This is a genomic window from Romboutsia sedimentorum (assembly GCF_030131845.1).
GTDB lineage: Bacteria > Bacillota > Clostridia > Peptostreptococcales > Peptostreptococcaceae > Romboutsia_D > Romboutsia_D sedimentorum.
Genome location: NZ_JASKYM010000006.1, coordinates 79,790 through 98,988, shown reverse-complemented (window position 1 = coordinate 98,988; position 19,199 = coordinate 79,790). Strand labels below are relative to the sequence as shown.

At 27.8% G+C, this 19,199-nt stretch carries 16 protein-coding genes; 11 read left to right on the top strand and 5 right to left on the bottom strand.

Annotated features, from left to right (window positions below; all coding sequences use genetic code 11):
* Positions 1-86: 86 nt before the first annotated feature.
* Both QOZ84_RS11840 and QOZ84_RS11835 read right to left on the bottom strand, forming a co-directional pair.
* The gene (locus tag QOZ84_RS11840; protein WP_284133172.1) at positions 87-1,004 is read right to left on the bottom strand and encodes a sensor histidine kinase; all 918 of its coding nucleotides are present in this window, start codon (positions 1,002-1,004) and stop codon (positions 87-89) included.
* A gap of 6 nt (positions 1,005-1,010) precedes the next feature.
* Positions 1,011-1,718 carry a response regulator transcription factor gene (locus tag QOZ84_RS11835; protein ID WP_284133171.1) on the bottom strand — a complete coding sequence of 236 codons (708 nt, stop codon included), beginning with the start codon at positions 1,716-1,718 and terminating at the stop codon, positions 1,011-1,013.
* 447 nt (positions 1,719-2,165) lie between these two features.
* Here QOZ84_RS11835 and QOZ84_RS11830 point away from each other — a divergent pair, with 447 nt between their 5' ends.
* From QOZ84_RS11830 to QOZ84_RS11815, 4 genes are all read left to right on the top strand, one after another.
* Positions 2,166-2,852: a response regulator transcription factor gene (locus QOZ84_RS11830; RefSeq protein ID WP_284133170.1), complete on the top strand. Its 687-nt coding sequence runs from the start codon at positions 2,166-2,168 to the stop codon at positions 2,850-2,852.
* An 8-nt stretch (positions 2,853-2,860) separates the two neighbouring features.
* Positions 2,861-3,898: a sensor histidine kinase gene (locus tag QOZ84_RS11825; RefSeq protein ID WP_284133169.1), complete on the top strand. Its 1,038-nt coding sequence runs from the start codon at positions 2,861-2,863 to the stop codon at positions 3,896-3,898.
* A 72-nt stretch (positions 3,899-3,970) separates the two neighbouring features.
* Positions 3,971-4,648, top strand: a complete 678-nt coding sequence (locus tag QOZ84_RS11820) for an ABC transporter ATP-binding protein (RefSeq protein ID WP_284133168.1) — start codon at positions 3,971-3,973, stop codon at positions 4,646-4,648.
* Between the two features lie 2 nt (positions 4,649-4,650).
* A complete protein-coding gene (locus QOZ84_RS11815; protein WP_284133167.1) occupies positions 4,651-6,456 on the top strand; it encodes an ABC transporter permease in 1,806 nt (601 codons plus the stop codon).
* A gap of 195 nt (positions 6,457-6,651) precedes the next feature.
* Here the strand turns inward: QOZ84_RS11815 and QOZ84_RS11810 are convergent.
* The 3 genes from QOZ84_RS11810 to QOZ84_RS16680 all read right to left on the bottom strand — a co-directional run bounded on the left by QOZ84_RS11810 (position 6,652) and on the right by QOZ84_RS16680 (position 8,451).
* Positions 6,652-7,775, bottom strand: a protein-coding gene (locus QOZ84_RS11810) for an IS3 family transposase (RefSeq protein ID WP_284133166.1) whose coding sequence is annotated in 2 segments (ribosomal slippage) — positions 6,652-7,541 and positions 7,541-7,775 — 1,125 coding nt in all. Because the reading frame shifts where the segments join, the coding sequence is not laid out codon by codon here.
* Between the two features lie 56 nt (positions 7,776-7,831).
* Positions 7,832-8,335 carry an IS3 family transposase gene (locus QOZ84_RS11805; protein WP_284133165.1) on the bottom strand — a complete coding sequence of 168 codons (504 nt, stop codon included), beginning with the start codon at positions 8,333-8,335 and terminating at the stop codon, positions 7,832-7,834.
* Positions 8,332-8,451 (bottom strand): hypothetical protein, encoded by a 120-nt coding sequence (locus tag QOZ84_RS16680; protein ID WP_416390352.1) that lies wholly within the window; start codon positions 8,449-8,451, stop codon positions 8,332-8,334. The genes QOZ84_RS11805 and QOZ84_RS16680 overlap by 4 nt, the downstream gene beginning before the upstream one ends.
* Before the next feature lie 130 nt (positions 8,452-8,581).
* Here QOZ84_RS16680 and QOZ84_RS11800 point away from each other — a divergent pair, with 130 nt between their 5' ends.
* The 7 genes from QOZ84_RS11800 to QOZ84_RS11770 all read left to right on the top strand — a co-directional run bounded on the left by QOZ84_RS11800 (position 8,582) and on the right by QOZ84_RS11770 (position 19,160).
* Positions 8,582-10,024 carry a S8 family peptidase gene (locus QOZ84_RS11800; protein WP_284133164.1) on the top strand — a complete coding sequence of 481 codons (1,443 nt, stop codon included), beginning with the start codon at positions 8,582-8,584 and terminating at the stop codon, positions 10,022-10,024.
* A 217-nt stretch (positions 10,025-10,241) separates the two neighbouring features.
* Positions 10,242-10,391 (top strand): gallidermin/nisin family lantibiotic, encoded by a 150-nt coding sequence (locus tag QOZ84_RS11795; RefSeq protein WP_284133163.1) that lies wholly within the window; start codon positions 10,242-10,244, stop codon positions 10,389-10,391.
* A gap of 197 nt (positions 10,392-10,588) precedes the next feature.
* A complete protein-coding gene (locus QOZ84_RS11790; RefSeq protein ID WP_284133162.1) occupies positions 10,589-13,747 on the top strand; it encodes a lantibiotic dehydratase in 3,159 nt (1,052 codons plus the stop codon).
* Positions 13,748-13,757: 10 nt separating this feature from the next.
* Positions 13,758-15,566 (top strand): ABC transporter ATP-binding protein, encoded by a 1,809-nt coding sequence (locus QOZ84_RS11785; RefSeq protein ID WP_284133161.1) that lies wholly within the window; start codon positions 13,758-13,760, stop codon positions 15,564-15,566.
* A gap of 11 nt (positions 15,567-15,577) precedes the next feature.
* The gene (locus QOZ84_RS11780) at positions 15,578-16,918 is read left to right on the top strand and encodes a lanthionine synthetase C family protein (RefSeq protein ID WP_284133160.1); all 1,341 of its coding nucleotides are present in this window, start codon (positions 15,578-15,580) and stop codon (positions 16,916-16,918) included.
* 75 nt (positions 16,919-16,993) lie between these two features.
* Positions 16,994-17,749 (top strand): response regulator transcription factor, encoded by a 756-nt coding sequence (locus QOZ84_RS11775; protein WP_331496575.1) that lies wholly within the window; start codon positions 16,994-16,996, stop codon positions 17,747-17,749.
* Complete coding sequence (locus QOZ84_RS11770; RefSeq protein WP_284133159.1) at positions 17,739-19,160, top strand: HAMP domain-containing sensor histidine kinase; 1,422 nt, start codon at positions 17,739-17,741, stop codon at positions 19,158-19,160. The genes QOZ84_RS11775 and QOZ84_RS11770 overlap by 11 nt, the downstream gene beginning before the upstream one ends.
* The last annotated feature ends 39 nt before the right edge of the window (positions 19,161-19,199 follow it).

Below are 19,199 nucleotides of genomic sequence, written 5' to 3'. Positions count from 1 at the left end.
CAATTAAATTATAATACATTAACCTTGCCATAACCTTGTTGAAATCTTGTTTTTATCTTGTTTTACAGTAAGAAAGCCCTGTGCTGTCACAGGGCTTTCGGAAATAAAATCGTAAATGTTGTTCCGAAACCGAGAGTGCTATCGGTAGTTATAGTTCCCTTGTGAACGCTTACAAGTTCCTTGGCAATAGCCAAACCTAAGCCACTTCCTTTTGCACCTCGTGAATTGTCACATTTGTACAGTCTTTCAAAAATGTGTGGAAGATTATCAGGGGATATTCCTTTCCCATTGTCTGATATTGCAATTTTGACTTGCTGTCCATTTTCAAAAATACGCAGTGCCATATTATTGCCCTCACTGTGGGTAATGATATTTTGTAGTAGATTATTGAGAATACGGGTATATGCGTTTGCATCTATGCGTATTGGATACTCTGTTGTAGGAATATCAAACTCATATTCAAAATGATTTTTCTCTAAAATAGGAACCCAATCAGCTACAATATTACGAGATAACTCGTTTAAATCCAAAAGCTCGAAACGAAAAGCCTGTTCCCCCGAGTTTAATTTTACCCAGTCAAACAGATTTTCTACGAAATATTTTAAGTGTTGGGCTTTATCAAATGCGACCTTGATATATTCGTCCTTTTCTTCACCTACAACAATTTTACTTTGGATTGCTTCTAAATAACCAACCAAAGAAGCAAGCGGAGTTTTTACATCGTGGGAAAGACTTGTCATTAACCTTTTGTATGCTTGATCTGATTGTTTTTGCTGAATAAATCGTGCTTGGTTGTTAATTGCAATTTCATTTATATCATAACAAATTTTCCTTGTCATATCGCTTTCTCTTGCTAAAACACGTCGATTAAGATTTCCGTTTTTTATATCTTCTAAAGCATCTTTTATAAGGGTAAGTTGCGTTTGGACACGCCATAAGACAGAAACAAGGTATACTATGATAAGCAGGGTAATAACTAATGCAAAAATCAGATAAACATTCATATTTTATCAAGCCTCCTTATTAAAACGATAGCCGACACCTCTAACTGTCAAAATATAAGATGGATGGTCGGAATCCGGCTCAATCTTTTTTCTAAGTTTACTGATAAAAGACATAATATTGCTATCGTCAAAAGCATATTCATCTTCCCACACTTGCGTGTAAATATGTTTTTTGGTAAACACCCGTCCTTTATTTGAAGCCAAAAATGAAAGTAAATCAAATTCTTTACCTGTGAGTTCAACTAAAATATCATTGACAGAAACAATGCGGTTTGCTTTATCAATCACCATACCTTGTAATTCTATGCAATCTGTTTCCGTTGCAAAAGTAGGGTTTAAAGTAGTATAACGGCGAATCAGAGAATTTACACGAGCCATAAGCTCGCTAATACTGAACGGCTTTGTTAGATAATCGTCAGCACCTAAGCGTAGTCCGGAAACTTTATCGTCCTCGTCGCTTTTAGCAGTAAGCATAAGCACAGGGATATTGCTTGTTTCTCTAATTATTTTAAGAACTTGAAAACCATTTATATCCGGCATCATTATATCCAAAATTACGAGAGAAAGAGAGCCACTACTTTTATTTTCATCAACCAAACGAATCCCCTCCATACCACCATGTGCAATAATAGCAGATAAATTCTCTTTCTCTACACATTTTTTCATAAGAGTACAAAGCTCTTTATCATCGTCTATAATCAAAACACTATTCATTTCGAAACTCCTTTCTTCGCCCGTCAACAGGCTTTTTCGCGTCTTTGAGAAATATTTCAAATTTTGGAGGCTTGTTTTGTTGTCATATAGTCCATTTTATTTCCTCCAACAGCATTCTATATTTATATTATATTCTTTTATGGAAATAAATCCAAAGACATTTATATAAAGTAAAACACTACATTATCATAGTGGTTTGCTTTATAAAAATACCATGATTTTAGAGGTTGATATATCATAGTACTCACAGTTTGCTTATTGTACTTACTGGGTTGACTGTATATAATAATATCGTATAGATTTTTGAAAGACGGGTATAAAATCTATGACACAAAATCGTATACCGGATGTGGTGAAGTTTAGCCGTATGCAACCGATATCAAAGGTCGCGGAGAAGCCTGTTGAAATTATGGTATACTGGCAAAAAATAAAGGACGGTGAAAGCAAATGAAACGTATTTTCTTTGTTGAAGATGATTTAAATTTAATCAATGGTTTATCTTTTGCTATCAAAAAGCAAGGATATGAGATAGATATTGCCCGTACAAGTATTGAAGCGGAAACATTATGGATAAATGGAAAATATGATTTAGTAATTTTAGATGTATCACTTCCCGACGGCTCAGGATACGATTTATGTAAAAAAATTCGTAAAATATCAAAGGTACCGATTATGTTTCTTACTGCTGCTGATGAGGAAACTGATATTATAATGGGACTTGATATCGGAGGCGATGATTATATTACAAAGCCTTTCAAGTTGGCAGTGTTTCTATCAAGAATAAATGCGTTGCTTCGTAGAACCGATAATTTTAATCAATTAGATACTGAATTAAACTCTAATGATATAAAAGTACAATTACTAAAAAGAGAAGTCTATAAAAAAGGAGAACAACTTGATTTAACAGCAAGCGAGTATAAATTATTATGCCTTTTTATGGAAAATCTAAATAATGTTCTTTCGCCAGAACAAATTTTAGGAAAGCTATGGGATTGCAACGAAAATTATATAGATAGCAATACCCTTACTGTATATATACGTAGACTGCGTACAAAAATTGAAGATAAGCCAGGTGAACCACGAAACATAGTGACGGTCCGAGGTATGGGATATAAATGGAAGACTATAAATTGAGGTACAATATGAAAATATTAGTAAACAGAAAAACTAAATTACTTTTTTACTTAGTACTGCTATTCATAATAGTGTTTACCCTTATTTCAGTTGCTTTCATAGGCTTTAAATTAGAAAACGCAGCATTATATATACTTTTATCTTCTTTGTGTATGGATATCTTTATATTGGCAATTGGGTATTGGTACTTTAAGGAACAAAATAAAATTATGGAGAATGCCACAACACAAATTAGGGAATATATTTCTGGAAATCAAAATTCACGTATTGAATGTAATGATGAGGGCGAGCTGTATAGACTATTTCATGAAGTAAATTCCTTAGTTTCTATTTTGAGCGCCAACGCTAAAAACAAAGAGAAATCAAAAAAATTCTTAAAAGATACCATATCTGATATTTCGCACCAATTGAAAACCCCACTTACGAATCTTAACATATATAACGGTATTATGCAGGAAGAAGTAAATGATTTACCGGTAATAAAGGAATTTACTTATCTTTCAGAGCAGGAACTTGATAGAATAGAAATACTTGTACAAAACCTCTTAAAAATTACAAAATTTGATGCAGGAACAATCGTAATAGAAAAATCTATAGAAAGTGTATCTGAAATGATAGGCTATATTGAAAGACACTTTACCTATCGTAACGAGCAGGAGGGAAAGAAACTATATTTTTCTGGAGATGATACTATTACTTTATTATGTGACCGTAATTGGCTAATTGAAGCAATTAGCAACATTGTTAAAAACGCTTTTGACCATACTAAAGAAGGTAATACTATATGTATAGAATGGAAACAATTCGCTTCTATTATTCAAATTATTATAAAAGATAACGGAAGTGGTATTCATATAGAGGATTTACATCATATTTTTAAAAGATTTTATCGCAGCCGTTTTTCTAAAGATACACAAGGTATTGGACTTGGCTTGCCCCTTGCAAAGCTTATTATAGAAGCACATAGCGCAACAATAGAAGTTGACAGCGAATTAGGTATTGGTACAACATTTACAATCAATTTTTTAATTCCTACACAATTGTAGGATTAGTGTAATTTTACAGTAAGATTGACATGATAAACTTTTTATATCAATACAGAAAGAGGTGTTTAGACTATGAATTTATTAGAAGTTAAATCAATTTCTAAAACATATGGCAGTGGTGAGGCTGCCGTACATGCATTAAAAGACGCCAAAATTTCCGTCCCAAAAGGCGAGTTTGTGGCAGTCATCGGAGAGTCAGGATCTGGTAAAAGTACACTTTTGAATATGGTAGGTGGACTTGATACTCCTACTTCTGGAAAGGTATTTATTGATGGAAATGATATTTTCGAAATGAAAGATAGTAGCTTAACAATATTTCGTCGTAGGAATATTGGATTTATTTTTCAGAGTTTTAATTTAATTCCAGAACTAACAGTTGAACAAAATATTATATTTCCTGTATTACTTGATTACCAGAAACCAGACAAAAAATATCTGGAAGAATTACTTGCAGTACTTAATTTGAAAGAACGTCGCAACCATTTACCAAGTCAATTATCTGGTGGGCAACAGCAGCGTGTAGCAATAGGGCGTGCTCTGATTACACGACCATCGATTATACTTGCCGACGAGCCAACTGGTAATTTGGATACGCAAAACAGTAGCGAAGTAATTGCATTACTAAAAGAGGCTGCAAAAAAGTATGAACAGACCATTATTCTGATTACACATAGCCGAAGTATTGCTCAGACAGCGGACAGAATACTGCAAGTTTCAGACGGGGTACTGACTGATTTTGGGAGGTGCTAAGAATGAAAAGCTATCTTAGCCTAATTCCGATTTCTGCAAAAGTACACAGACGTCACAATCGTATGACGCTTCTATGTATCATCTTTGCTGTATTTTTGGTAACAGCTGTGTTTAGTATGGCAGACATGGGCGTTAGAATGGAGAAAATAAAATTACTGAATAAGCATGGTAGTATGGCACTTCAAGGATTAAGCAGCAGTCAAACGGCACGTACACTATATTCTACTGCTATAGTATTGTTTGTTCTGATACTTATTTCAGGAGTACTGATGATTTCAAGCAGTATAAACAGTATTGTTGATCAAAGGACAAAGTTCTTCGGAATGATGAGATGTATTGGAATGAGTAGACAACAAATTATCCGTTTTGTAAGACTGGAATCTCTTAACTGGTGTAAAACTGCAGTTCCTATAGGTGTTATACTTGGAATTATAATCACATGGGGGTTATGTGCTACATTACGCTTTGTCGTCGTAGAAGAATACTCTGATATGCCCGTTTTTGGAATCAGCTTAATTGGTATTATTAGTGGAATTGTTGTTGGTGCTGTTACGGTTGTCATTGCTGCGAGCGTTCCGGCTAAACGAGCTGCTAAAGTATCTTCTATAACAGCAGTATCAGGTAATTCACAAAATACAAAAAATATGACTTATGGTGTGAATACACGTTTTTCAAAAATTGAAATTGCACTTGGTATTCATCATGCAGTATCGGCAAAGAAAAATTTAATACTTATGACAAGCTCGTTTGCACTTAGTATTATACTTTTTTTGAGTTTTTCTGTTTTAATAGAATTCGTTGGTTGTCTTATGCCTCAGCTATCCAATGTTTCTGAAATCAACATTCTAAGTAATTCAAATTCCATAAACAGTGAACTACTTTATAAGATTAGTAACATGGAAGGTGTAGAACATGTTTTTGGTCGTAGGAACTATCTTGATGTTCCAGCAGAATTAAACAAAGCTAATACGTCGTCAAATACGATTGATATTATATCCTATGATGAATTTGATTTAGATTGCATTACGAAGGATAAGCAGCTTAAAAAAGGTAGCGATATTTCAAAGGTATATGGTGACAGCAAATATGTACTTGCAACAGGGGATAAAGAAAGTACATTAGAAATTGGTGATAAACTAAGAGTAGGCAGTAAGGAACTTGAAATTGCAGGTTTATTAAAATTTGACCCATTCAGCAGTGATGGCAATACAAATGGAAAAATAACTATCATTACTTCTGGAGAAACCTTTAGGAATCTGACTGGTGTAAATGATTATTCACTTGTTATGATACAAACTACAAAAAATGTGACGGATAAGAATGTAGAAGCAATTCATAATGTAGTTGGTGGAGAGTATAAATTTAGTGACCAACGTGACCAGCAGACTACTAGCACATATACGGCATTTTTATTCTTTGTATACGGATTTTTAGCAATTATTGCTTTAGTTACGGTATTAAATATTATGAATAGTATTTCTATGAGTGTGTCTGCAAGAATAAATCAGTATGGAGCAATGCGTGCTATCGGTATGGACGAACATCAAATAACAAAGATGATAGCTTCTGAAGCATTTACCTATGCTTTATCTGGCTGTGCTGTTGGTTGTATAGTTGGTCTATTGATTAGTAAATTGTTATATGACAATCTTATTACATCTCATTTTAACTACGCTACTTGGAGTCTGCCTATTATACCTTTATTAATTATAATTCTATTTGTTTTTATTGCAGCTATTGCAGCAGTTTATGCTCCATCAAAACGAATTCGAAACATATCTGTAACAGAAATGATAAATGAATTGTAATTATATTATTTATGAAGTTGGTAAAGAAGATTAAATCTAGCTCTATTTAATATTGCAGCGGCTTTGAATAATCAAGGCTGCTGCTTTTTTATATGTGCCCGGCATGTGCAACAACTTGACGGTGGAATCTGAAGGAATCCTACGGCAAATGGATCTGGATCTATGTCAATATTTTAGACACAAATAATTGAATTTTTAACTTGCTCTAGCTATTTTTTCGCATTCATCCGGCGATATAAAACCAATACTCCCATGAATTCTTTTTCTATTGTACCAACCTTCTATATATTCAAATAACCTTAGTTTTGCATACTCAAAATCAAAATACTTAACCCTATAAACTTCTTCTTTCTTTAAAATGGCATGGAAAGACTCTATACAGGCATTATCATAAGGACATCCTTTTTTACTAAAGGACTGAATCATTTTATTTTTTGATGTATAGTTACTGAAATCAAAACTGGTATATTGCGATCCTAAATCAGAATGAAATATAAGGCCCTCATCGCGATTTTGAACTATAACTGCATTATCTAAAGCTCTTATTATCAAATCAGTTGTCATATTCTTATCAAAGGCATAGCCTACTATCTTCTTTGTATGTAAATCCATGACTGACGCTAAATAGCACCAGCCATCCTTTATTGTGTGTATGTAGGTAATATCTCCAACCCATTTTTCATTTATTGTATCTGTTGTAAAATCTTGATTTAAAACATTATCCTTATCTTCTATTTTTACTTTGGTAGTATGGTGTTTAAACTTTTTTATTATCACTGATTTTAATCCTAATTCACTCATAATTCTCTGTACTCTTTTTATACTTACATCAAATTTTTTAGATAATATTTTATGAATTTTTGGTGCACCATAAATACCGTTACTAGCATCATAAATAGATTGGATTTCTTGTTTTAAAATTTCTCTTTCAATGGCTGTTTTACTAGGTTTTTTGTACCTAAAAGAATAGTACGTACTTCTTGGAATACCTAACACTTTACACAATAATGCAACTTTATGTTCTTCTTTTAATTCATCAATCAGGTTAACAATAGATTCTACTTCTTTGCAAGTATGGCCATAGCCTTTTTTAATATTTCATTCTCTTCTTTGATTTGAGATAATTCTCTTTTAAGAGATCTCAATTCTTTCAATGTCATCTCATCATCTGAGTTTGAAGATACTGGAGAGTTATCTTTTATCCATGTAGATATTGTTGATTTTGGTATGCCATACTCGCTGTGTAATACTGCTAATGATTTTCCTGATTTATATAATTCTATAATTGTATTTTTAAATTCTTCTGTATATCTTGCCATCTTTAGACACGCCCTTTCTAATCTACCTATATTATAATTGGTTCGATTAATTGTGTCTATGCAATTATACTAACATCACTTTTTTCATTATAAAATTTTATATAATTATCTATTGCTAATTTTAATTCCTCAAATGTATGAAACTTATTCAAATAATACATCTCTGATTTAATAATTCCCCAAAAACCTTCCATAGGACCATTATCTATACACCTTGGCACCCTGGACATACTTTGAACAGGTTCTTGCTTATCTAACTTAGCTTTAAAAGCTTTATGTGTATATTGAAATCCTCTATCACTATGAAATAATGGTTTTACAGTAGGATTATTAGATATTGCTAAATCTTTTTTCTTTTTCTTACGGATTACCGCATGTAGATTTGATGTTTTCATTAATCTGTAGACTCTCTTAAGATTGATCGTTTTATTTAACCATTTATAATATGAACTCGTTGCAATACCTGCAAATTTACATAGTGTAAATATCGGATATCCTTCTTGATTTAATTCCTTTATTGCAATATATATAGTTTCTTTTTTTATGCTATGAAGTATCATCTCCTCTCCATTTTTTTTAACTTTTTCACCCATGTATAAATTTGATTATATGATACATTATATTTATCTGAAGTTAGCTCATAATTAAAATTATTTGCTATACAAAATCCCACAATTTCAATTCTTTCGTCTAGTGTTGTTTTTCTTGCTTTTATTTTAAAAATGACATTAATGCAAGCAAGTATACAATATATTACAAAAATGTTATATTATATTTAAAAATTGCTTTATAAAGGGGAGATTTATATGAACAAAGGGTTAGGATTTAAAAAAATTTATTTAGTATTATTTTCAATTTTTATATTTACTGTTGCATTTAATGACAGTAAAGTACAAGCTCTAGAATTAGATAAAAGTAATAATACTAAAATGATTGTATTATTCAATGAAAACAATATTGATACTAATGTTAAGGACTTAATAGAAAATGATGGAGGAAAAGTAATAAGTACATTACCTGAAATTGGGGGTATAGAGGTTGAATGCAATACTAATATTATACCTAAAATCAAATCTTATAATTCTGTAAAATCAATATCGCCAAATCATAATATTCTAATTCCAAAAGAAAAAACAATAAAATTTAGAGAAAATTTAATTAGAAAATCAAGATCACAAGTAACTGGTGAAGATGGAGACTTATATGATTTATATCAATGGGATATTAAAAGAGTTACAAATGATGGAAATAGTTTTCAATTAGAAACTGGAAATCATGATGTAGTAATAGGGATTTTAGATTCGGGAATAGATGAAAAACATCCAGATTTAAAGAATAATCTTTTAGGTGGAGAAAATTTTATTCCAAAAAATTTTAACGGCGATGAAACGGAGAATGGAGAACCAAAAGATATAAATGATAGATTAGGACATGGAACGTATGTTTCAGGAAGCATTGCGGGAAATGGAAGAATTAAAGGTGTAGCTCCTAATATAGGTTTTAAGAGTTATCGTGTATTTGACTCAAAAGGTAACACTAATGCTACTATAATGTCTTCTGCAATAATAAAAGCGACTGACGATGGAGCAAATGTTATAAATTTAAGTATGTCAGGATATGATTTAAAAGGTAAATGTTATTGGGTTGATCCTAATACTGGAATTAAACAGGACTTAGGTGATGATATGGCTGAATATGCATTATATAAAAGAGCAATTGAATATGCATTAAATAAAAATGTTACAGTAGTTACTTCCGCAGGTAATGATGGAATTGATTGCTCTGATGGTCAAAATATAACAAAATTTCTTAATAATAGAGATAAAGAAGAGGGATTCATTTATGAAGGGGTCGCTTATCAGATACCTGGAAGTATTGAGGGAGTTATAAATGTTTCGGGGACAGGAAGAGAAGACACTATAGCATCTTATTCAAATTATGGTAAATATTTTGTTCACATAGCAGCTCCTGGAGGAGATTATTCTAAAACAGAATCTATGAATGTTAATGATTTTTGCTTAAGCACATCAATTGGTGGACAGTATATGTTTGAAGTAGGAACATCAATAGCAGCTCCAAAGGTATCAGCAATAGCAGGACTTCTTTTATGTCAAAATAAAAACCTTACTCCAAAAGAAGTTGCACAAAAAATTTATGAAACATCTGATAAATTAGACAATGATAAATCAAAACAATATTATGGAGAAGGAATGGCTAATGCATATAATGCATTAGAGGAAAATAAATAAATTTTTACAAAAAAGTAAAAAAATTAAAGTAATAAATCATTAAAAGGAAAAATATATAAAAAAATTATAAAAACATTATAAAAACATTAGAATTGAGTTGTAAGATAATAATTGTAGCAGAGAGCTATAAAATTATTTAGCAAATAATAATTTTGTTAAGGCGTCCAACTAAATGTATTGGTTGCTAAAAATTAAAATTTAACAGGGGGAAAATACAATGGGAAAAACAAATGATTTCGATTTAGACTTAAAAGTTAAAGAAGGTACTAAAAACGGTGTAAAACCTGCAATAACAAGTATATCTTTATGTACAGCTGGATGTATTACTGGTGTAATTATGACTTGCATGAGTAATGGTTGCAAATAATTAGTAAATATATAATATAAAAAAAATATATTTTATAAATAAAAGATAGTAAGGAATTAGAAGTGATTCTTTACTATTTTTTATCTTAAAATACAAAAATTAAATATAATTAATGCTAATAAAACTTTATATATAATTGATAAGTTTTATTAGCATTATTAAAATATTAAACAAATAATAGAGAGCGAGTTTAAATAATGAAAAATAATTTATACAAAAATATAGATACATTTATGATTAGAACGCCAACTTTTTCAGTAGATAAATTTTTTGAATTTTTTAATGAAGAGTGTGATAATAAAAAGAATATAGACTATATAAGATCTTTATGTAAAAATCGTGTATTTAGAGAATGTATTTTAATAAGTAGTAAAAGTCTTTATAGTACGTTAATAGATTTTTCTGAAGGAAAAGATATAAAAAAGTTAGATTATTTTTTACAGTCTATTTATAAATATCTAACTAGAATAAGTACAAGACCAACACCTTTTGGATTATTTTCGGGAGTTGATTTTGGAAATTATACTAATGATAAAACAACATTAAAATACTCAGATAATAAATATAAAAAATATGTTCGCCCAGATATAGAGTGGTTAATTAAATTAGTTAAACACATAGAAGATATAGAATATATGAATTTAAATTATAGAAAAAATGATAGTATTTTAATAAAAGGAGAAAGAGTATTCTTATTATATTCAACTGAAAAAAATGAAGAGATTAATGAAAATGCCAACGACTCCAATATAGAAGAAATTAGTATAAAATTAACAGGTTCATTAGAACTTATATTACAATTAACACAAAATACAATATCATATAAAGATTTACTTCAAAAACTAATAGACAATTATGGAAGTGAGTATGAACAAACAATAGAAGCGTATTTAAAAAATTTAATAAAAAATGAATATTTAATATCTAATTTGATGCCACCATTAACAGTAGATGATCAATTAGATTATATTATTAATGAAATTGATAGATTAAATATTATTAATGGTTTAAAAAATCAATTAATAGAAATTAAAAATTTAATAAAAGAATATATGGAAACTGATTTAGGTCAAGGTGAAGAAATATATATAAATTTATGTTCTAAAATGAAAAATATTGTTTCATGCAAAAGTATACTACAAGTAGATATGAAATTAAATTTAGAAGAAAAAACAATGAATAGTAAAGTTATAGATGAAATAAATGATTTAGTTAATATGATTTTAACTATATCAACACCATTTAAAGATAGAGATTCATATTTTAAAAGATACAAACAACAGTTTATAGAAAGATATGGAGAAGATAGAGAAGTATCTTTATTAGAAATGTTAGATAATGATAGAGGTATAGGAGCTCCAATTGGTTATAAATATCCACCAACTAATAGGGTTGAACAAGTAATATTAAACAATCAAATAAATAGAAATTTAAAAACATATTTTGAATATAAATATATAGATGCAATTAAAAATAAAAAAAGCATTGTTATCAATGATAAAGAAATAAAAAATTTACAATTACCAGAATATAGTTATGATGAAGCACCTAATTCATTAGAATTAAACTTAATGATAAAATCTAATTCAAAAGAAAACGAACAGAATAACTTAAAGTACTATATAGGTCCTAACTTAGGATCAAATTATGCTGGAAAATCATTTGGAAGATTTTCTTATATGATGCAGGATGAAAAAAACTGTTTCAGTACGGTAGCTAAAAGTGAACTTGATATATTTGGTCAAAATAATTATATAACATGTGAATTAGTTTATTTACCTAATAAAGTAAGAGTATCAAATGTATCTAGAAATATACATGGTAGTGATTATGAAATAGCACTGTGTACTAATAGTTCAAAAGATGATAAACATAGAATATCATTAGATGATATTTTTATAGGAATAGAAAATAATAAATTTTATGCCAAGAGCAAATCTTTAAATAAAAGATTGATTATAACAATAAATAATATGCTAAATATAGATTTTGCTCCGAATGCAATAAAATTTTTAAGTGATATAAATCAAGATGGTAAAAGATTTTGGTATGAATTTCCATGGAATAATATATTTAATAATAGTATATATATTCCTAAAATTGAGTATAAAAACTTTACTATATCTCCTTCAATTTGGAAATTTGATAAAGAAATTTTAGGCGTAAATAAAAAGACAAGCTTTGATAAATTCAAAGATATAATAGGAAAATATTTTGATAAGTATGATGTACCTAAATATGTTTATCTAACTTCAGGAGATAACAGAACTTTATTAAATGCTAAAGATTTAAGAAGTTTAGAAATATTGCAACATGAAATTAACAATAAAGATGAAGTAATATTAAACTCTTACGAAGATGAGGAATTTAATATAGTTAAAGATAAAGAACAAAAAGAATATTTTTGTGAGTTGGTTGTACCATTATTAAAAGTAAAAAAAGAGCAACCTAAAATACAATCTACAGAGATCATAAGAGAGGATATACCTAGTTTAAGTGAAGAACGTTTAAAATTACCATTTGATCAATGGCTTTATTTAAAATTATATGGAGTAGCAAGTAATATTGAAGATTTAATATCTTTTGATGTTTCACGATACTGTGAAGAGAAAGTAAGCAAAGGAGATATAGATAAGTATTTCTTTATGCGCTATGCAGATCCAGTTCCTCATCTAAGATTAAGACTAAATGCTCCAAGAGAAAAGCTTTTAGAATTATATCCAGAAATACAAGATTGGCTAAAAAGTTTAATGGAAAAAGGTTTAATGAATAGATATGTAATAGATTCATATGATAGAGAAGTTGAACGATATGGTGGCTCAAAGCTTATGGATGTAGCTGAAAATCTTTTTTATTTTGATAGTATAGTAGTAGAAGCGATTTTAAGAGAACAAAGATTAAACAATTTAAACTTCACTAAAGAGTTTATAGGAATGGTATCTATAATACACTACATAGAAAATTATGGAGTGGAATATGATAAACAAGTTGAATTTTTAAGGTCTCAAATTAAATCTTCTGACTATAGAGAGGACTTTAATAAAAATAGAAAAGAATATATGGAGTTATGCAACAGCAACAATAATTGGGAAAATTTAAGGGCTACTGAGGAAGGAACTTTACTTTTAAATATTTTAAATAAAAGATGGGATATAGTAAAAAATTACTCAGAAAAAATAAATAAATCATTAAAAGATATAGAGAAGTACTCTATTTTAGATAGTATAATTCATTTACATTGCAATAGATTATTTGGAATAGATAGAGAATTCGAAATAAAAGTTAGAGCATTAGCCTCTCATGCATTATATTCATTAAAATATTTCAAAAAAAATAATGTACAAATAGAAAAATAGGAGAAATAGTATGGATTTAAAACAATACGAGACTCATGTTTCAATAAAGCAAATATTAAATATGCTCAAAACTATTCCTAAAATACTTAACTTAATAAAGAAAGTAGATAAAACTAATTTTTATCTGATTATTTTATTAAGCTTATTTAGTGGACTGTGTCCTATAATTACGTTATTAACTTCTCAAAAATTATTGAATTTAATAGAAACAAAAAATATGAAAATTATATTAGGTGCGTTAATTGCTTATATACTAGCTAATTTATTAAGTAATTGTATAGGTAGTTTACTTGAATACTTAGATGGTCGTTTTCAAAGACTTACTAATTTCAAGCTTAATTATTTAATTATGGACAAATGTACTAGATTATCATTAAGACATTTTGAAGATTCGGATATCTATGATAAGTTGCAACGTGTACAAAATGAAACTTCATATAAACCATATAGTATATTTTTATCAATTATAGTTATAATGACATCATTAATAACCTTAGTATCGTCAGTTATTATTATAGTTAATTGGAAGCCATGGGTATTAGCTATATTAGTTTTAATTCCATTATTATCATCATTATCTTTCTTTAAAATAGCTCAAAGAGAATTTAATGTTTTATGGTCTAGAGCCTCTAATAATAGAAAAAGCTGGTACTTAACTTATTTATTAACAAGAGATAATGCTTTTAAAGAAATAAAGTTATATAATTTAGGGAATTATTTACTTAAGAAATATAAAGATATGAATAAAGTTTTTGTTAAAGAAGACGTTTGTTTATTGAAAAAAAGAACTACTTTTACATTTTTCTTTGAAATAGTAGAGCAAATTTGTATAGATATAATATTAATAATTGTTATATACTCAGCAACAATAGGAGAGATATTAATAGGAAATGTAGTAGGATTAATAAATGCTCTTAATTTAGTTGCAAATAATAGTAAAAAGATATTAAATACAATATATTCTCTATATCAAGACAATTTATATATAGAACAATTATTTGATTTTTTATCTATAAAAGAAGATTTAGATGAAAGTGAACAGAATTTAACTAAAAAGAATTCTATAAGTGAAATAGAAAAAATTCAAGTTAAAAATTTAAACTTTAGTTATCCTTCTAGCAATGTAGAAGTGTTAAAAAATATAAATTTTGAAATAAATAAAGGTGAGACAGTTGCAATTGTTGGAAAAAATGGTTCTGGTAAAAGTACATTGGCAAAATTATTGTTAAGTTTATATAATGTAGACGATAATACTATTTTATTTAATGATGATTGTGTTAACACTTATAATATTTTAAATTTAAGAAAGAATATAGCAGCACTTTTCCAAGATTTTGCTAAATATGAACTTACTTTTAGAGAAAATGTAGCATTTGGAGATATTGATAGCATTAATGACGATAAAAAAATAAAAAAAGTAATTAAAGATATGGATATTAATTATATTAATGATGTAGATGCACAATTAGGTGTTTGGTTTAATAATGGTATGGAATTATCTGGAGGTCAGTGGCAAAAAATTGCAATAGCGAGGACTTTGTTTAGAGATGCCTCTTTATATATTTTAGATGAACCAAGTTCTGCATTAGATCCTATAGCAGAGAAAAAACTTATTGATACATTCATAAAAATGGTAGAAAATAAAATAGGAATTTTTATTTCTCATAGGTTATCAACAGCAAAATTAGCAGATAAGATAATAGTTATGGATAAAGGCAGTATTGTAGGGATAGGTACTCATGATGAGCTATTTGAAAATAATAAAGTATATAAAGAAATGTATGAAATTGAAACACTTAGATGTGAAATTGTTAATTAGGGGAAATTAAAATGGAAGAAAAATTAATAAATAAAAATATAGATATTGAAAAAATGGTGTATGATACAGCTATTAAACTGTTAGATTATGATAAAATAGTTCAATCTTCAAAAGAGGACAAATATTATTTAGAAGTAGAGGGAGAAAAGTTTAATATTTATGATGAATTAACTCTTAGTGATGGACTACCATCATTATGTATTTTATATGGAGAGTTAAATGAACAATATCCAGAAGAAGAATGGGATATAAAAGGACATGAATATATAAAAAAAATAGTTCCACTATTAGAAAACAGGTCTGATATGAACTTGTCAATGTTTTCTGGTTTATCAGGCATAGGGCTTTCTACAGTATGTTTATCTAAAAGTGGGAAAAGATATAAAAATTTTATTAGTAGTGTAAATAGCCTTATAAAAAATAATTTGGAAAATACTTTAAAGCACTTAGAAGATAAATCAGGATTAAGCGACAATGATTATGATGCAATTTCAGGTATTTCAGGAGTATTAAATTATTGTATGCTGTTTAAAGATGATATGAAAAAAGAAATAAATAAGATGTTAAAATATATAGTAAATCTTTCTAAATATAAAAAAAATATGGAGATAGAGGTTCCAGGATGGTATATAGAATCAAACAATTTACATACTAAAAAAGAAAAAGAAATATGGGCAAATGGATTTTTTAATATAGGACTCTCTCATGGAATACCATCTTTATTAATTAATTTGTGTAATGCAAAGCAATTAGGCATAGAAGTAGATGGTCAACAAGAAGCAATTGAAAAATTTTCTAGTTTTTTATTTAATTATAGATTAGATGAAAAAAATGGGTATGGTTGGAATTATACTGTATCATTTGAAGATTATAAAAATAACACTAGGCCTCAAGAATATTGCAGAGATGCTTGGTGTTATGGAACTCCGGGAGTGGCGTATTCATTATTAATAGCTGGAAAGACTTTAAATAATAATGAATATATTAATTATGCAATTGAATCTATGAAAATAGCTGCAAAAAGGAGTAAAGACGCCATATCACCAACATTTTGTCATGGGTATTCTGGAATTGCATATATAAGCAATAGATTTTATGAGTTAACAAATATTAATGAATTTAAATCTATATCATTAGAATTATGTGATAAAGTTATTTCTTTTTATAATGAAAAAAATAGATTTAATTTTATAGATGTAGAAAAAAAAGAAGATAAAATATGTTACTATAATTCAGTAGGCATAATTGAAGGGGTAGTAGGAATAATTTTAACATTATTATCTATAAAAAATGGAAGGAAAACTCCATGGGACACTGCTTTTAGTCTAAATGATTATAAAAACAGAATTTAATAAAAGTTAATTATGCTAGTTATACTTAGTTGTTGAATGTATTCAACAACTATTTTAGCTTTATAAAAATGATATATCATTTTTATAAAATTAAACAAAAAATTAAATTCTATTAAAAAGGGGGAGAGGGTTATAGAAATCGAAAAGAAAATTCTAGTTATTGATGATAATAAAGATATTTGTACAACAATAAAAGGATATTTGAAAAATTATAATTATATTGTAGATACTGTTCAAGAGTATAAAGAAGCATTAAATATGTTAAACAAAGAGTTTGATTTAATCATGTTGGATATAATGATGCCTGGTATGGATGGCATAGAGCTTTGTAAGATTATAAGAGATAAAGTAAATTGTCCTATAATTTTTATAAGTGCTAAAATTTTAGAAGAAGATAAAATTGAAGCGCTATCTGTAGGTGGAGATGATTACATAACTAAACCTTTTAGCTTTAAAGAGTTAAAAGCTAGAATAGAAAGTCATTTAAGAAGAGAAGAAAGATTAAAAAATAAAAAATTCTATATGCTAAGTTCTGGTAATGTAGTTATAGATGTTTTGTCTAATGAAATATTTTGTAATGGAGAAAAGCTTAAATTAACTAAAAAAGAGTATAGGCTTATAAAATTTTTAGCAATGAACAAAAAAATAGTATTTTCAAAAGAGAAAATTTTTAATAATGTATGGGGCGTAAACTCGGAAAGTTACTTAGAAACTGTTACAGAATGTATAAAAAATATTAGAAAAAAATTAAAAATCTTAGACGAAGCAAATTCGTATATAACTACAGTATATGGAAGAGGATATAAGTGGGAAGTTAAAAATGAAAAATAAAACTATAAAAAAAGATTTTTATACTTTAGTTTTAAAGATAGTAATATATACAATTATTTCAACTGCACTAACATATATATTCGTTTTAACTACTATGTATTTTACAAATGCTAGAACAACAGATTATTATATGAAATATATCCATGAAATAGAAGAAGAAGTAAAGGAAAAAGGAGACAGGATTTTAGATGGAAATATTATAGATGTAAAAAAATATAATGAAGATATCCAAGGTGAAGTTGTAGACTTAGAAGGTAATCATCTATACGGTGAAATCGGAGTAAAAAACAATAATTTTAATGTATTGGACTCTATAAATCAAGATAAATATAGTAATAATTACATTTATAGATATGTAGGGATAATGAAAGATAATAATATAAAGGCTATTTATATTATTAAAGCACCTTTTTCATTTATAAAAAATAATTTTCAATCAAATAAAGGTACAATTATTATATATTTAGTAGCTTTACTTTCTCCTATAATATTTTTTATAATATATTTATTTTTATTTACTTCTAAGTTATATAAATCTATATATAAAAATATGGATATTCTTTTAAAGGGCTGTGAAAAAATATCTAAAGGTGATTTTGATTTTTATGTAAATGGAGTACAAGGTTTAGAATTCAATGAAATTCAAAAATCTTTTAATACTATGGTAAAAGTACTTAATGTAAATATAGAAGAATTATCTAAGTTAGATGAAGAAAGAAAAATAATGATTTCTTCTGTTGCTCATGATATACGAACTCCAATAACTGTCATTAAAGGTCAAATTGAAATAATAGAAGACTTAAAAGATATTCCTGGTTATGATATAAATGAAAATATGGAGATAATAAATAAAAATTGTGATAAAATGACTAATTTAACTGATAATTTAGCCTTATTTTATAAGGTAGACGGAGAATGTTTTTTGTTAAGAAATGAAGAGATAGACTTAATGAAATTTTTAATCGATAAAGAACTAGAAATAAAAAACATATCTAAAAATGAAGAGATAGATATAATATTTAAAATAGACTTAAGCAAACAAAAATATATATTAGATAGCACTATGTTAACTAGAGTATTAGATAATATAATTTTCAATAGTTTAAGGTTTACAAACCAAGGTAATATAACTCTAAAAGTATATGATGAACCTTCAACTAAAAAGGTTAAATTTGAATGTAGTGACACAGGTACTGGGTTCAAAGAAAAAGACCCTTCAAAATTATTTAACGCTTTTTATCAAAATGAAAATTACAAAAATCATTTTGGACTAGGCCTTTATATATCAAAGAAAATTGTTAATAACTACAATGGAACAATAAAAGCATATAATAATAATTTAGGTGGAGCTACTATAGAATTTCACATATTAGAATTAAAAGAACATAATAATCCATTAAAAGCTAAATGATCATTTATGATTGTTTAGCTTTTTTATGTCCTATAAATA

Bases quoted from the DNA above. Each gene is read 5' to 3' on its own strand.
- QOZ84_RS11840 (WP_284133172.1), bottom strand. From the start codon at position 1,004: ATGAATGTTTATCTGATTTTTGCATTAGTTATTACCCTGCTTATCATA.
- QOZ84_RS11835 (WP_284133171.1), bottom strand. From the start codon at position 1,718: ATGAATAGTGTTTTGATTATAGACGATGATAAAGAGCTTTGTACTCTT.
- QOZ84_RS11830 (WP_284133170.1), top strand. From the start codon at position 2,166: ATGAAACGTATTTTCTTTGTTGAAGATGATTTAAATTTAATCAATGGT.
- QOZ84_RS11825 (WP_284133169.1), top strand. From the start codon at position 2,861: ATGAAAATATTAGTAAACAGAAAAACTAAATTACTTTTTTACTTAGTA.
- QOZ84_RS11820 (WP_284133168.1), top strand. From the start codon at position 3,971: ATGAATTTATTAGAAGTTAAATCAATTTCTAAAACATATGGCAGTGGT.
- QOZ84_RS11815 (WP_284133167.1), top strand. From the start codon at position 4,651: ATGAAAAGCTATCTTAGCCTAATTCCGATTTCTGCAAAAGTACACAGA.
- QOZ84_RS11805 (WP_284133165.1), bottom strand. From the start codon at position 8,335: ATGATACTTCATAGCATAAAAAAAGAAACTATATATATTGCAATAAAG.
- QOZ84_RS11800 (WP_284133164.1), top strand. From the start codon at position 8,582: ATGAACAAAGGGTTAGGATTTAAAAAAATTTATTTAGTATTATTTTCA.
- QOZ84_RS11795 (WP_284133163.1), top strand. From the start codon at position 10,242: ATGGGAAAAACAAATGATTTCGATTTAGACTTAAAAGTTAAAGAAGGT.
- QOZ84_RS11790 (WP_284133162.1), top strand. From the start codon at position 10,589: ATGAAAAATAATTTATACAAAAATATAGATACATTTATGATTAGAACG.
- QOZ84_RS11785 (WP_284133161.1), top strand. From the start codon at position 13,758: ATGGATTTAAAACAATACGAGACTCATGTTTCAATAAAGCAAATATTA.
- QOZ84_RS11780 (WP_284133160.1), top strand. From the start codon at position 15,578: ATGGAAGAAAAATTAATAAATAAAAATATAGATATTGAAAAAATGGTG.
- QOZ84_RS11770 (WP_284133159.1), top strand. From the start codon at position 17,739: ATGAAAAATAAAACTATAAAAAAAGATTTTTATACTTTAGTTTTAAAG.